Source organism: Streptomyces sp. NPDC048331 (genome assembly GCF_043201215.1).
In the GTDB taxonomy this organism is placed as follows: Bacteria; Actinomycetota; Actinomycetes; order Streptomycetales; family Streptomycetaceae; genus Streptomyces.
Genome location: NZ_JBICYT010000003.1, coordinates 355154 through 368494, shown reverse-complemented (window position 1 = coordinate 368494; position 13341 = coordinate 355154). Strand labels below are relative to the sequence as shown.

Here is a 13341-nt window from a genome sequence, read left to right as displayed (position 1 = left end):
GTGCTGATCGCTCCGCGTGCGCGCGCATGGTCCAGCCGGTAGCGTCGAGAGCGAGCGTTCCGTCCGAACCGCTGCCGCCTGGACCGGCGGGGCAGCCGCCGCTGTCGGCAGAGGAACGAGATCACATGCCACAGCACGCCGCCCACGCGGTGACCGCCGCGGCCGCTCTGGTCTGCCTGGCAGCATTCGGGCCCGCACCGAGCACCAGTGCCGCCGCGTCACCCTCCGCACCCTTCGCGTCCTCCGCGCAGGCAGCCGTCCGGACCGGTACCGCAGCCCCGTCCCGGTTCGTCCCCGGTCCCTGTCCGAAGCCGCCCCAGCCGATCGAAGCACTCGGCCGGGCGCGTTGCGGCCACCTGGAGGTTCCCGAGAACCGCTCCCGCCCCGGCGGCCGGACCATCGAGCTGGCCGCGGCGGTGATTCCGGCCGTGCGAGCGGCGAAGCCGGCCCAGGACCCCGTGGTGTTCATGGCGGGCGGCCCCGGTGGCGACACGTTCGACGACATCCCGTTCCTCGTCGAGTCAGGCCTGAACAAGGACCGCGATCTGATCGTCATGGCCCAACGCGGCAACCTCTACGACCGGCCGAACCTCGCCTGCCCGGAGCTCGACCGCTTCAACGCCCAGGCCGTGGGCCTCGGTCATGACGCCGAGCGGGCGGAACAGCTCATGCTGAAGGCGGTGCGGGAATGCCGGGACCGCCTCACCGCCGAAGGCGTCGACCTGAGCGCCTACAACACCACCGAGAACGCCGCCGACTTCGCCGACCTCCGTCGGGCGCTGGGCATCCCCCGCTGGAACGTCTACGGGTACTCCTACGGCAGCGACCTGGCCCTCACCTACCTGCGCCTGCACCCCGAGGGAATCCGCGCCGTCGCGATCGACTCGGTCACGCCCCCTCGGGACGCGGCCCTGCCGTGGGGATGGAGCAGCGCCGCCGAGGGGATCGACAACATCTTCGCGGCGTGTGCCGCGCAGCCCGCCTGCAAGAACCGGTACCCGGACCTGCCGCGCCTGCTGACGGAGCAGGTCCGCGAACTGGAGGCGCATCCCCTGACCCTGAACGTCCCGCCGCCGGGCGGAGGAAAGCCCGTCGAGGTCGTCCTCGACGGAGGCGCCTTGCTGAACCTGATCGTCGCGTCCACCCCCCGGCCCAAGGACGTCCCGGCGGCGCTCGACGAACTCAGCCGCGGCGACCCGCAGCGCTTCGCGCAGGCGCGGGCGGCCGGCTCGATCCAGAACGTCGGCCTGTTCGCGCACGGCCTGACGGAGTCGGTGGCCTGCAGCGAGTGGGCTCCGGGGTACTCGGAGTCCGACGTGCTGAAGGCGGGGCGCAAGGCCTTCCCCGGGTGGCCGGACACGGTCCTGGCCCAGGTCCCGCAACTTCCCTTCCAGTACCCGGCCTGCCGGATCTGGGACGTTCCGGACCGCGCGGCCGTCCAGCGGGTGGCCACCGTCAGCTCGGTCCCGGCGCTCGTCGTCTCCGGCACGTTCGACGCGAAGACCGGGGCGAGTTGGGCAAAGGACGTGGCCCGCGACCTGTCCCGCTCGACCGCCGTGCGGATCCCCGGAATCGGCCACTGGGTGGTCCCGCAGTCGCCCTGCGCGCAACGCGTCCTGGCGTCGTTCCTCGCGAACCCCACCGCGCCCGACACCGCCTGCGTGGACGGCCTCGAACCCGAACCGTTCACGATCATCCCGAAATGACCAGGAGGGCACATGGCACTCCACCCCGCGCCCCGTCGGCGCCGCACCGCACGACGACTCCTGGCCCCATCGGCCGGCCTGGTGAGCGGTCTCCTCGTCACCGGCCTGCTCGCGGCCCCCGCCCAGGCACAGTCCCGGACCGACACGGGCCCCACCCCCGACGCGCCGATCGGCACGGTCGCCCGGACGGTGGGCGACGCCCACTTCCGACCGGGCCCCTGCCCGAAGACACCGGAACCGATCGAGGCGCTCGACACGGCCCGCTGCGGAACGCTCACCGTTCCCGAGAACCGAGCCGAACCGAGCGGTCGGACGATAGAACTCGGCGTCGCGATCGTGCCCGCCGCGACCGACGAACCGAAAGCCGACCCCATCGTGTGGCTCGCGGGCGGCCCCGGCGACGACGCCGTCGGAGAGGCGAAGATGGCGATCGACGGAGGCCTCAACCGCGACCGTGACGTGATCTTCATGTCCCAACGCGGAACGTACTCGGCCGAGCCGAACCTCCTGTGCCCCAACATCGACGAGTTCAACGCACGATCCGTCGGCCTCGTCTACGACGCCCCGTCCACCGAACGCCTGCACGTCGAGGCCACGAAGGCCTGCCGCGACCAGCTGGCGGCCCGCGGGATCGACCTCGGCACCTACAACGACACCGAGAGCGCCGCCGACTACGAGGACCTGCGCAAGGCCCTCGGCATCGAGAAGTGGAACCTGTTCGGGATCTCCTACGGCACCCACCTGGCGCTGGTCTACATGCGCCTGCACCCCGAGGGCCTCCGCTCGGTGGGCATCGACGGCATCCTCCCGCCCTCCACGTCCGGGTCGGCGGCGACCTGGAGCAGCGCCCGGCAGGGCTTCGACGGCCTGTTCAAGGCCTGCGCCGAACAGCCCGCCTGCAACAAGCGGTATCCGAACCTGTCGGCCACCTTCGACCGACTCGTCCGCGAACTCGAAGCCCACCCGGTCACCACCACCGTCACCCTCCCCGGCAGCGACAAGCCGGTGAAGGTCGTCCTGGACGGCGGAGCCCTGGTGAACTGGATGACCTCGGCCACCCACGTGGCGCCCCAGGTACCCGCCGCGCTCGACGAACTGGCGCACGGCAAACCGCAGCGGATCGCCCAGCAGTGGGCGGGCGGCAAGCTCAGCCCCCAGGCCATGGGAAGGGTCGCGCACGGTCTCGTCTACGGCGTCTTCTGCAGCGAGTGGACTCCGTACGAGACCCAGCAGGAGGCGCTCCGGGGCGGGCAGCAGGCCTTCCCGTCGTACCCCCGCTCCGTACAGGCCCAGGCTCCACAGCTCACCTTCCTCCGGCCGGACTGCGAGGCCTGGAACGTCCCTGCGGCGGCGCCCTCCATCCGGGACGTCACCCGCGGTGACATCCCGACCCTCGCCCTGTCGGGCGGGTTCGACTCCCAGACCGGGGCCGACAACGGACCGTACGTCGCGAGCACACTGGGCAAGGCCAAGGTCGTCACGGTCCCGTACGAGCCGCACGTCGTCTTCGCCACCTCCCAGTGCGCCCAGGAGATCACCGTCTCCTTCTTCGACGACCCGGCCGCACCGAAGACCGCATGCCTGAACAGCCTGAAGGCACCCGAGTTCGAGATCGGTTCCTGAGAGCCTGGAGCGGTGATGCGCGGACACCGTCCCGAGGAGCCCGACAACGTTCAGGAACTTCTGGTCGCCCTCGGGCAACTCGTGGACCAGGCCCTGGACCGGATCGAGTACCAACGGGCCAGGGTCGAACTGGCCGAGGCGCTGCAACGCCACATGCTCCCGCCCGAGCTGCCCGAACTGCCCGGGCTGCGGCTGGCCGCCCGGTACGCGCCCTCACGGGGCGGTCTGGAGGTGGGCGGCGACTGGTACGACGCCTTCGTCATGCACGACGGGTCACTGGGGCTCACGGTCGGCGACGTACAGGGGCACGATGTGGAGGCCATCGCCTTCATGGGGCAGGTGCGCACCAGTCTGCGCGCCCTGGCACAGACGACGAGCGACACCCGAGAGGTACTGGGCCGCGCCAACGAGCTGCTGATCGCCATGGGGCGAGGTCTCTTCGCGACGTGCTGCTTCCTTCGGCTCGACCCGGTCAGCCGCGAACTCGCGGTCTCCAGGGCCGGCCATGTCCCGATGGTCTGGGCCACGGCCGGAGGCCGGTACGGCATCGCACTCGACCGTGGCGGCCCACCGCTGGGCATCGTGCCGGGTGAGCGGTACCCGGTGACCCACCGGCGGCTGACCGAGGCAGGGGTCCTCGTCCTGCTCACCGACGGCGTGGTGGAGGGCCCGCACTACCCGATGGAGTCCGGTCTGGCCGAGGTGGAGAAGCTGGTGCGCGCGGGGTTCGACGCCGATCCGGACGTGCTGGCCGCCGCCGTCGTCAAGGTCGCCGACCTGACGGGACACCGCGACGACGCCGCCGTCCTCGTCGTCCGCTACGACGGCCCGCCGGAGCCGGGCTGAACCACCATGGCCGCCCGGCGGCGGTAGCCGCGCACGGTCCGGTCGACACGCCGCTGCGGTCGCCGGCGCCGGGATCCGAGCGCAGACTGCTGTCGTGGGCAGCGCGGAGATGGGTCGGCTCGGGTCCGCCGCGCTGCGCGTCCTCGCCGTCGCCGCCGTCTACTACGGGGCCGCCCAGATCGGCCTGCTCCAGCAGCTGGTACGCGACCAGGTCACCCCCCTGTGGCCGCCGACGGGCGTCGCCCTCGCCGCGCTGCTCCTGATGGGGTTGCGCGTCTGGCCGGGCATCGCCCTCGGCGCGTTCCTGGTCAACGTGTCCCTCGGGCCGACGTTGATCTCCGTACTGGTCATCACCGCGGGCAACACCCTGGCGCCGGTCCTCGCCTGTCTGATGCTGCGCAGAGCCGGCTTCAGGAACGATCTGGACCGGCTGCGGGACGTACTGGGCCTGGTCTTCCTCGGCGCGCTCGCCGGAATGTCGATCAGCTCGACCATCGGCAGCGGTGTACTGGTCCTCTCCGGAGCACTGGAGGCGGGCGACTTCTGGCCGACGTGGTCGGTCTGGTGGACCGGTGACGCGATGGGAATCCTCGTCGTCACGCCCTTCCTGCTGGTGCTGCGCAAGGCGCGGTGGCCGGTGCGGGCCGGACTCGGCCGCTGGGTCGAGGCCGTGGCGCTGGCGATCGGTACCGTCGGCGTCACGCTCCTGGCGACGCGCACGCGCGACTCGAGCCTGCTCTTCCTCATTTCGCCGTTCTTGATCTGGGCGGCCTTCCGCTTCCGACTGGCCGGGGCGGCGCCGTGCGCGCTCGCCGTGGTGACGCTGGCGATCCTGGCCGCCGACGGGGACAGAGGCCCGTTCGTCGGCGAGGACGTCGTCGCCGGCATGGTCACGCTCCAGGCCTTCAACGGCACGACCGCGCTGACGGCTCTCCTGATCGCGGCCGTCATCACCGAACGCGACAGAACACATGAGGAGATCAAGCAGCTCTGCGCGCGACTCGGGGAACTGGTGTCCCGGATGGAACCGCGGCCCGACTCCTACCGCCATCCGCCCGAGGATCGGCCGCCGCCCTGACACCCCGGTGGGGCACCCGGGCCCCGGAAACCCGTCTCCCGGTCGAACCCGCTTCGGCACGGGAAGGGCCGGCGCGGTGCACCCGCGCCGGCCCTTCCTGCCGAGAGGTAGGCGATCAGCAGTCGCCCCAGTCGTCATCGTCGTCGTAGTAGCCGTGGCCGTGGCCGCCGTAACCGTGGTGGCCGCCGTACCCGTGGTCGTCGTCGTCCCAGCCGCCGCCGCTGACGTACGTGACCGAGTGCGTGGGGGCCGCTGCCGAGGCCGTACCTGCGGCTCCGAGGGCGGCGCCGCCTGCCATCAGGACACCGATGGCGGACACGGCGAAGAGCCGCTTCACTCTCAGTGCTTGCATGATTCCGAACCCTTCTTGTCGTTGACGTGCCACACACTTCGGGACGCGATCAAGAACGCCCTCCCGCGCTGTGGGATGGAGCGCGGGTGCGTGGACGACCGCATGGCTGCCACGCGCGATTCCCCTGTCAACGCCGCCTGTTGGGGCCGCGGACCTTCGGGCCGACGCGCGCATCCTCAAGCGTGACGCTTGGGCGCACTCCTGCGGGCTGAGTGTTCCCCGCAGTTGCGGTTCTCACTTAGTGACGCTAGTCCCATATCCGCCGCTCGGCATCTCGGGACGAGGCCGGCCGACCGCGGCCGCAGGGGGGAGGGCTGATGCGGCGCGGCCGGGCCCTCTCCCGAATCCTGCATTCGGGGCAAGCCGGGAGGGGCCGCAGCGCGCGGAACGCGCTGCCCGCTCAGGTTAGAACCGCATCGATGCGCCATGCACGGGAATGGGCTCGGTCAGCCCATCGGGTGACATCCGAAACGAAGGGATGACGACGCCGACCACCCCCACAGGGACGGCAGTCGTGTTCGGGGCTCAGAGGGTCAGGGGAAGGGCGGTCAGGCCGCGGGTGAGGCGGGTCCGGCGCCAGGTCAGGGATTCCTCGGGGACGGCCAGGCGGGTGTCCGGGAAGCGGGTCACCAGGCTGCGCAGCGCGATCTCCGCCTCCGCGCGGGCCAGAGGGGCACCCGGGCAGCGGTGGATGCCGTGGCCGAAGGAGAGGTGGCCTCCGGCGTCGCGGTCGAGGTCGAGGCGGTGCGGGTCGGGGAACACCGCGGGGTCACGGTTCGCCGCTCCGGGAGCGATGAGCACCGGGAAGCCCGCCGGGATGTCGACCCCGCCGACGCGCAGGTCCTCCGTGCTGTGGCGGAAGGTGGCCACGCTCACCGGGGAATCGAAGCGGAGCAGCTCGTCCAGCGCGCCGGGGATCAGGTCCGGATCCCGGCGCAGGCGGTCGAAGGCCTCCGGATGCCGGAGCAGGGCGAGGACGGCGTTGCCGATGAAGTGGCTGGTGGTCTCGTGCCCGGCGACCAGGAGGAGGGCGGCCAGGGAGACGCTCTCGTCGCGGTCCAGGCCCCCCGCGTCGCAGTCGCGCAGGAGGGAGTGGAGCGGGCCGTCGCCGGGGTTCGCGAGGGCCGCGTCCACGAGCGCGGTGAGGTAGTCGCCGATGCGGTGCGAGGCGGCGTCGACACGGTCGGTGTCGGTGGCGTCGAAGAGGTCGTGGGACCAGCCGGCGAGCGCGTCGCGGTCGGCTTCCGGTACGCCCAGCAGTTCGCAGACGACGGTGACCGGCAGGGGTACCGCCAGGTCCGCCACCAGGTCGACCTCCGCCCCCGGTCGCCACCCGGCCACGAGGTCGTCGACGACCCGGGTGATGTACGGGCGCAGCTCCCGGACGCGTCCGGGCCTGAACAGAGGCGTCGCCACCCGCCGGTGGCGGGTGTGCCCGGGTGGGTCGCTCGCCAGCATGTTGCGGGAGATCGCCGGGTGCAGGTCGCGGTTCGAGGGCCGGTCGGCGAAGAAGCGGGCCGTGTCCTTGGACAGACGGGGGTCGGTGAACGCCTCGCGGGCCTCGCCGTGGCCGGTGATCAGGTACGCGTGGTGGCCGCCCGAACCGGTGGGGATCCGCCGCACCGGGCAACCTTCGCGCAGCCGGTCGTAGGTCGGATAGGGGTCGGTGAAGAAGCGCGGATCGCGCAGGGGGTCCTGCCGCGGGGCGGTCATGAGGCCGCCCCCGCGGGCTCGGCCGCCGGGCGGCGTGCGAAGGCCTCCGCCACGAGCAGCAACCACGCGGTCTCCGCCTGGAGGTCGCCCTTGCGTGAGCGGGTGCCGGCGGCGGGCGGGGCCTCGTGGCCGCCGAGCGGGAGCCCGGAGCGCTTCGCGTGGACGGCCGCGGCGATGACCGCCGCCTCCACCTCGGCGTCGCCCTCGGGGGTGTCGGCCGCGCCCCGGCGGGCGACTTCGGCCAGCGCCAGGTCCCGTACCGCTGTCCGGCGGTAGCGGCGCAGGGCCAGCACACAGTCGTTGATTTCGATGACCCGGCGGTGGAGGTGGAAGTCGAGGTCGTGGCTGTCGGCCTCGGCCTCGGTGCGGCCCGGGTCGAGCACGACCTCGGGGACCGCGGCGGTGACCTCCCGCCACAGGGGTTCCAGCGCGGTGAAGGAGTTCCGTTCCCAGCGGCGGCGGCGCAGTTGGCTGACCGGCCACAGCAGGGCGGGGAGGGTGAGTCCGACGGTGATGAGCAGCACGGCGACGGCGGGCGCGGTCACGCTGAACGTGCAGCGGATGGGGGTCAGCGGCGTCGAGCAGCGGGCGTGGTCGGGTACCAGTCCCAGGCCGAGGCCGATGGAGACCAGGGCGAAGAGCTTGTACGCGGCGTAGGCGAGCGCGAAACCACAGCCGACCGAGGTGGTACGCAGGCCCCAGCGCTGACTGCGGCGGGTCGAGCGCTTGGACTGGGCCCAGGTCTGGAGCAGGAAGTCCTTGGCCGTGTACCCCAGGTAGGAGATGTAGACGAGTACGTAGCACGCGTACAACAGCGGGTTGCGGCCGCTGAGTTGTTCGGCGAGGAAGAAGGCCGTCATGCCGGCGACGCAGATCGCGAGGGCGATGACGCGCAGTCGGATCTGCCGGTGGGCCCGCTCGCGCTCCAGGTTGAGCTGGAAGAGGAAGGCGAGGACCGAGGTGGCCGCCGTCAGGGTGAAGGTGTTGCTGAGGAGCCGCGCGACGTGGGGGACCACCGATTCGACCGCGCGCTCCACGGCGGGGGCGTAGGAGGCGAAGGCGAGGGCGAACGAGGTCAGCAGCGCCGCCATCGCCCAGGTGCCCGTGGGGCGGTGGCCGCCGCGCCCGCGCACCCAGTAGGCGGCGAAGCACAGCAGCACGACGGCCGTGCCGGTGAAGAGGATGTTGATCATTTCGGGTGGCGCTTCTTCTTCCTGTGCGGCTCGGCGAACAACGCGTCCCAGCTCTCGGCGCCGCTGGCGGGCCGACTCGACGGGACTTCGCGTCCCCGGTACATGAGTTGTCGGATCACGCTGGCCATCACCTCGGCCTCGCGCTCGTCCTCGCCCGCGTAGCTGGTCCGACCGGACATGCGCTGCACGAGGGTGGGGTCGAACCCGATCGCGCGCAGGGTGTCCGGGTCCAGCTCCAGGCTGCCGGGGTGGTCGCAGATGATGTGGCTGATCTCGTGGGCGAGGATGTGGTTCTGGTGGAGGGGGGAGGTGGCCTCCTCGTAGAACAACAGGTCGGCGTCCTGGGTCTCCAGACGGATGCCGCACGGAGCGTCCATGGCGCCCAGGGTGCTCAGGGGGCGCAGGATGATCGGGCGTCCGCGTTGCTCGGCCACGGCGTCGCGGAGGTCGCGGGTGCTGAAACGGTGCGGGAGTCCAAGGGCTTCGACGCGCGCCTCACATCTGGCGCGCAGCTGCTCAAGGTCCATGTCCTCACTCTGACGACGCCGGGCGGCCGGGGCGCACCTCTCCCTGGAAGCCGGTGCGCGCGCCCCCATGTTGACATGTCCGCGACCTCGCTTCGAGGGCGGGGTTCAGTCGTCCAGGTTCAGGTCCGGCGCGTCGTCGTCGGTGGTGAGCCCTTCGAGCTTCCGGGCCTGTTCGATCACGGTGGACAGCATCTTCAGGCTGTCCACGCTCAGGCCGTTGGCGCGCAGGGCCACCTTGCGGACGTCCCGGTCGCGCATGGCCGCGAGGAGGCCGATCTCCGCCTTGGTGCGTTCGGCCGCCGCGCTGTCGACGAAGTAGCCCGCGGGCACACCGAAAAAATCGGCCAGGGCCTTGATGGTGTGCCGCGTCGGGTTCCGCTTGGCGCCGGTGCGCAGTTGCTGGATGGCGCTCGCCGTCACCCCGCGTCCCTCGCCGGTCGCGGCCTTACGGATCCCCTCGGCGACCTCGGCATAGGTGTAGGGCCCCCGGGAGGGCGGGTGCACCTCGCGGAACAGGTGGTCCAGGAGCTGGGCGAAGGTGGGCGACCGGTCATCCTCCACGTACACGACCTCCTTGGTGCGATGCCGGGTCCAAATCCACCACAGTGTTCGTCGGAGCCCGTCAGTTCGATTCCGGCCACACTGTGGTTGACGCCGAACAGTTACTCTGGTGTACGTTACCAATGCTTCCGCGCCACTGAAGTGTCGAGGGGCGGCGGCGCCGGCCGAAACGTGGCCGAGCTTCACGGGGGTGGGCTCGGTCGACACGCGGGACTCGCGGACGGATCGGCGCCGGCAGCGGCAGAGCCCCGGATCGCGGATCCGGGGCTCTGCCACTGCTAGGGCGTGATCCGGAAGAGACGGCCTGGGGGCCAGGGGTCGGTCAGCCCACCCGGAGACCGACCGCCAGCGTCAGTTCGAGAACCCGGTGCGGCGACCCGAGATCCGGGAACAGCTCCCGCAGCTGCGACATCCGGTACCGGACGGTCTGGGGATGGACGAACAGCGCCGCCGCCACCTCGTCCCGCCTGCCCTGGTGCAGCAGCCACGCCCGCAACGTCTCCTCGAGCCGCCGCGCGGTCGCGGCCCGCAAGGTCCGCAACGGTGCGAGGGCTCGGGCACGCAGGTCGGCGAACGCGTCCGCGTCGGCGCTCAGTACCAGCTCGGGCAGGTGGTCCTCGGTGTCGCGGATGTCGGCGGAGAGGGACCGCGCGCGTACGGCTCGCGCGTACGAGGCGGACGCACGCGTCCACGGCCGGGCCGGGCCGACCACGGCGGTGCGGTCGGGCAGCCGCCTCAGGAGGTGCGCCCGGTCGGCATCGGGGACGAGCAGCACGCCGGAGGCGTCCGGCAGATCGTCGAGGACAAGGGTGTTCGGGTCGAGCGTGCGGTAGGCCGGCCGGGCCTGGGCGGCGGGCAGCAGGACGGCGGTCAGCGAAACCGGCGGCTGCCACCCGGCCCGCCCGGCAGCGGCGAGGAGCACGTCCGGGCTCGCCCCGGAGAGCAGGTCGCGGGCCAGTTGTTCCAGGTGGCGCTCGTGGGCCCGACCACGCGCCGCCAGCTCGTCGGCGTGGCCCGCGGCGCTCGCGGCGGAGAGCTCGTCGATGTAGGCGAAGGTCAGCTCGGCGAACTTGGCGACCTGGGCGGCGGGCAGGCCTGCGGGTACGGCACCCGCGGCCAGGCCTCGCCAGGCCACGCGGGCGCCGACCCGGTAGGCGCTGAGCAGGGCGTCCATGGAACGGCCGTCGCGGACCTCGCCACGGCCCAGCTCGTAGGCCGCGGCGCCGGCGTCGCCGCCGGTGGCGTTCCCGCTCGCGAGGTCGAGGTAGAGGCCCAGGGCGGTGCGGACGGCTCGGCGGATGGTGGCGCCCATACGGCCCGAAAGGGCGTTGGCGTAGGGCGGGACCTCGTCGATGATCGCCTGGACGACCTCGTCGGCGGTGGTCCTCAGCGCGGCCCGAAGCGCGGTGACCGTCGTCTCATCCAGGACCAGCTCGCTGGCCCTCCGGACTGCATGGCTCACTTTTTGTTCCCTGCGAACAACTCAACCGATCAGATTCACGTCCTACGGACAGGACTTTACCCTCCGAAGCGCATCAAGCTGGGCTCATGACGAGTGCAGCCCTCCGCAGTAGGGCGTGGAAACTGCTGGAGATGGTCACGACGCCGGTGCTGCCGTCGGACTACCTCGACCTGGTCAGCCCGCTGCGTGCGGGGGGAGATCTGCGGGGGCGCATCGAGGCCGTGCACCCCGAGACGGGTGACGCCGCGACGATCGTGATCAGGCCGGGACGGGGCTGGCGCGGCCACACGGCCGGTCAGTACGTACGGATCGGGGTCGACGTCGACGGGGTACGCCTGTGGCGTGCCTACTCGGTCACCTCGCCGACACACCGCGGGGACGGCCGGATCACGATCACCGTGAAGGCGATCCCGGACGGCAAGGTCAGCAACCACCTGGTCCGCAAGGCGGAACCGGGCACGCTGATCCAGCTCGACCAGGCGACCGGTGACTTCGTGCTGCCGGAGGTCAAGCCCGCCAAGGTGCTCTACCTGACGGCCGGCAGCGGCATCACGCCAGTGATGGGCATGCTGCGCGACAGCGAGTTCGACGACGTCGTCATGGTCCACTCCGCACCTCAGCCGCACGACGTGATCTTCCGCAACGAGCTGCACGACCTGGTCGCGGACAAGAAGCTGCGTCTCACCGAGCTGCACACCGACACGGACGGCATGCTCGACATCGCCCGTCTCGGCGAACTCGTCCCCGACTGGGCCGAGCGCGAGACCTGGGCGTGCGGGCCCACGGGCCTGCTCGACGCCGCCGAGAAGCACTGGACCGAGCACGGCGTCCCGGAGCGCCTGCACACCGAACGCTTCCGCCCCGGCGTCGTCGTCACCGGCGACGGTGGCCAGGTCACGTTCAGCACCACCGGCAAGACCGTCGACGCGGACGGCGCCACGCCGTTGCTGGACGTCGGCGAGGAGGCCGGCGTACTCATGCCGTCCGGGTGTCGCATGGGCATCTGCTTCGGCTGCGTCACACCGCTCACGGCGGGCGCCGTCCGCGACCTGCGCACCGGCGAGATCACCGAGGCCGAGCCCGGCGTCCTCATCCAGACCTGCGTGTCCGCCGCGGCGGGCCCCTGCGACATCGAACGGTAGGAGCACCTTGACCGCCATCGACCCCACCGCCCACCTGACCGCGGAGCAGATCGAGGAGCTCGGCCGCGAGCTGGACGCGATCCGCGACGAGGTGATCGCCAGCCGGGGTGAGAAGGACGCCGCCTACATCCGCAAGGTCATCTCGGCGCAGCGCAAGCTCGAACTGGTCAGCAGGGGCGTCCTGCTGTTCTCGTTCTTCCCGCCCGCGTGGCTGATCGGCACCGCCGGGCTGTCCGTGGCGAAGATCATGGACAACATGGAGATCGGCCACAACATCCTGCACGGCCAGTGGGACTGGATGCGGGACCCGAAGATCCACTCCACCACCTGGGAGTGGGATCACGTCTCACCGGCCGACCAGTGGAAGCACTCGCACAACGAGCTGCACCACACATACACCAACGTGATCGGCAAGGACAACGACCTCGGTTACGGCATCATGCGAGTCGACGAGGACCAGCGGTGGCACCCCTTCCACCTCGGCCAGCCGCTGTGGAACTTCATCAACGCCTGCTTCTTCGAGTACGGCATCGCCGCCTACGACCTGGAACTCGGCAAGAACCTGCACAAGCGCCGCCGCAACAACCCGGAGTTCCGCGCGCGGGCCAGGGCCGTGGGCCGCAAGATCCGCAAGCAGGTGCTCAAGGACTACGTGATCCACCCGCTCCTTTCGGGCCCGTCGTTCCTCACCACGCTCGCCGCCACGTTCACCGCGAACCTGGTCCGCAACATCTGGTCCCACTCGGTGATCATGTGCGGGCACTTCCCCGAGGGTGTGCAGGTCTTCGAGCGCCGGTCGATCAAGGGCGAGACGCGCGGCCAGTGGTACCTGCGCCAGATGATGGGCTCGGCGAACATCAGCGGCAGCAAGGCCATGCACTTCATGACCGGCAACCTGTCGCACCAGATCGAGCACCACCTGTTCCCGGACCTGCCGAGCAACCGGTACGCCGAGGTCGCGGTGAAGGTGCGCGCCTTGTTCGAGAAGTACGAGCTGGAGTACGTCACCGGGCCCCTGCCCAAGCAGGTGTACTCCGCGTGGCGCAAGGTCGTCCGGCTCTCGCTGCCGAACAGGAAGCCCAAGGTCACGACGCCGGACCGCGAGCCGGAGCTCGCCGCGGCCTGACTCCCGGTACCG

General features: G+C 71.3%; 12 protein-coding genes. 6 read left to right on the top strand and 6 right to left on the bottom strand.

Annotation, left to right across the window (positions count from 1 at the left end):
- Nucleotides 1-125 precede the first annotated feature (125 nt).
- The 4 genes from ACGFYY_RS07630 to ACGFYY_RS07615 all read left to right on the top strand — a co-directional run bounded on the left by ACGFYY_RS07630 (nucleotide 126) and on the right by ACGFYY_RS07615 (nucleotide 5253).
- The gene (locus tag ACGFYY_RS07630) at nucleotides 126-1706 is read left to right on the top strand and encodes an alpha/beta fold hydrolase (protein ID WP_393707569.1); all 1581 of its coding nucleotides are present in this window, start codon (nucleotides 126-128) and stop codon (nucleotides 1704-1706) included.
- Nucleotides 1707-1718: 12 nt separating this feature from the next.
- Complete coding sequence (locus ACGFYY_RS07625; RefSeq protein ID WP_393707568.1) at nucleotides 1719-3329, top strand: alpha/beta fold hydrolase; 1611 nt, start codon at nucleotides 1719-1721, stop codon at nucleotides 3327-3329.
- A 15-nt stretch (nucleotides 3330-3344) separates the two neighbouring features.
- Nucleotides 3345-4175, top strand: coding sequence for a PP2C family protein-serine/threonine phosphatase (locus ACGFYY_RS07620; protein ID WP_393707567.1), 831 nt, complete (start codon nucleotides 3345-3347; stop codon nucleotides 4173-4175).
- 109 nt (nucleotides 4176-4284) lie between these two features.
- A complete protein-coding gene (locus tag ACGFYY_RS07615; RefSeq protein ID WP_393707639.1) occupies nucleotides 4285-5253 on the top strand; it encodes an MASE1 domain-containing protein in 969 nt (322 codons plus the stop codon).
- A gap of 115 nt (nucleotides 5254-5368) precedes the next feature.
- Here the strand turns inward: ACGFYY_RS07615 and ACGFYY_RS07610 are convergent, their stop codons facing one another.
- The 6 genes from ACGFYY_RS07610 to ACGFYY_RS07585 all read right to left on the bottom strand — a co-directional run bounded on the left by ACGFYY_RS07610 (nucleotide 5369) and on the right by ACGFYY_RS07585 (nucleotide 11061).
- Entirely contained in the window at nucleotides 5369-5605 is a 237-nt protein-coding gene (locus ACGFYY_RS07610) for a hypothetical protein (protein WP_365264965.1), read from the bottom strand.
- 525 nt (nucleotides 5606-6130) lie between these two features.
- The gene (locus ACGFYY_RS07605; RefSeq protein ID WP_393707566.1) at nucleotides 6131-7318 is read right to left on the bottom strand and encodes a cytochrome P450; all 1188 of its coding nucleotides are present in this window, start codon (nucleotides 7316-7318) and stop codon (nucleotides 6131-6133) included.
- Nucleotides 7315-8511 carry an MAB_1171c family putative transporter gene (locus ACGFYY_RS07600; protein ID WP_393707565.1) on the bottom strand — a complete coding sequence of 399 codons (1197 nt, stop codon included), beginning with the start codon at nucleotides 8509-8511 and terminating at the stop codon, nucleotides 7315-7317. The genes ACGFYY_RS07605 and ACGFYY_RS07600 overlap by 4 nt, the downstream gene beginning before the upstream one ends.
- Nucleotides 8508-9038 (bottom strand): regulator component, encoded by a 531-nt coding sequence (locus ACGFYY_RS07595; RefSeq protein ID WP_365264971.1) that lies wholly within the window; start codon nucleotides 9036-9038, stop codon nucleotides 8508-8510. The genes ACGFYY_RS07600 and ACGFYY_RS07595 overlap by 4 nt, the downstream gene beginning before the upstream one ends.
- Before the next feature lie 105 nt (nucleotides 9039-9143).
- On the bottom strand, nucleotides 9144-9599 hold the full coding sequence (locus ACGFYY_RS07590) for a helix-turn-helix domain-containing protein (protein WP_393707564.1): 456 nt from the start codon (nucleotides 9597-9599) through the stop codon (nucleotides 9144-9146).
- A gap of 322 nt (nucleotides 9600-9921) precedes the next feature.
- Entirely contained in the window at nucleotides 9922-11061 is a 1140-nt protein-coding gene (locus ACGFYY_RS07585; RefSeq protein ID WP_393707563.1) for a PucR family transcriptional regulator, read from the bottom strand.
- 86 nt (nucleotides 11062-11147) lie between these two features.
- Between ACGFYY_RS07585 and ACGFYY_RS07580 the strand changes: the two genes are divergently transcribed.
- Together ACGFYY_RS07580 and ACGFYY_RS07575 are read left to right on the top strand one after the other, a co-directional pair.
- Entirely contained in the window at nucleotides 11148-12203 is a 1056-nt protein-coding gene (locus ACGFYY_RS07580; protein ID WP_393707562.1) for a ferredoxin reductase, read from the top strand.
- A gap of 7 nt (nucleotides 12204-12210) precedes the next feature.
- The gene (locus tag ACGFYY_RS07575; RefSeq protein ID WP_365264979.1) at nucleotides 12211-13329 is read left to right on the top strand and encodes an acyl-CoA desaturase; all 1119 of its coding nucleotides are present in this window, start codon (nucleotides 12211-12213) and stop codon (nucleotides 13327-13329) included.
- Nucleotides 13330-13341: the final 12 nt, after the last annotated feature.

Bases quoted from the DNA above. Each gene is read 5' to 3' on its own strand.
- ACGFYY_RS07615 (WP_393707639.1), top strand. From the start codon at position 4,285: ATGGGTCGGCTCGGGTCCGCCGCGCTGCGCGTCCTCGCCGTCGCCGCC.
- ACGFYY_RS07580 (WP_393707562.1), top strand. From the start codon at position 11,148: ATGACGAGTGCAGCCCTCCGCAGTAGGGCGTGGAAACTGCTGGAGATG.
- ACGFYY_RS07595 (WP_365264971.1), bottom strand. From the start codon at position 9,038: ATGGACCTTGAGCAGCTGCGCGCCAGATGTGAGGCGCGCGTCGAAGCC.
- ACGFYY_RS07605 (WP_393707566.1), bottom strand. From the start codon at position 7,318: ATGACCGCCCCGCGGCAGGACCCCCTGCGCGATCCGCGCTTCTTCACC.
- ACGFYY_RS07625 (WP_393707568.1), top strand. From the start codon at position 1,719: ATGGCACTCCACCCCGCGCCCCGTCGGCGCCGCACCGCACGACGACTC.
- ACGFYY_RS07620 (WP_393707567.1), top strand. From the start codon at position 3,345: ATGCGCGGACACCGTCCCGAGGAGCCCGACAACGTTCAGGAACTTCTG.
- ACGFYY_RS07630 (WP_393707569.1), top strand. From the start codon at position 126: ATGCCACAGCACGCCGCCCACGCGGTGACCGCCGCGGCCGCTCTGGTC.
- ACGFYY_RS07610 (WP_365264965.1), bottom strand. From the start codon at position 5,605: ATGCAAGCACTGAGAGTGAAGCGGCTCTTCGCCGTGTCCGCCATCGGT.
- ACGFYY_RS07600 (WP_393707565.1), bottom strand. From the start codon at position 8,511: ATGATCAACATCCTCTTCACCGGCACGGCCGTCGTGCTGCTGTGCTTC.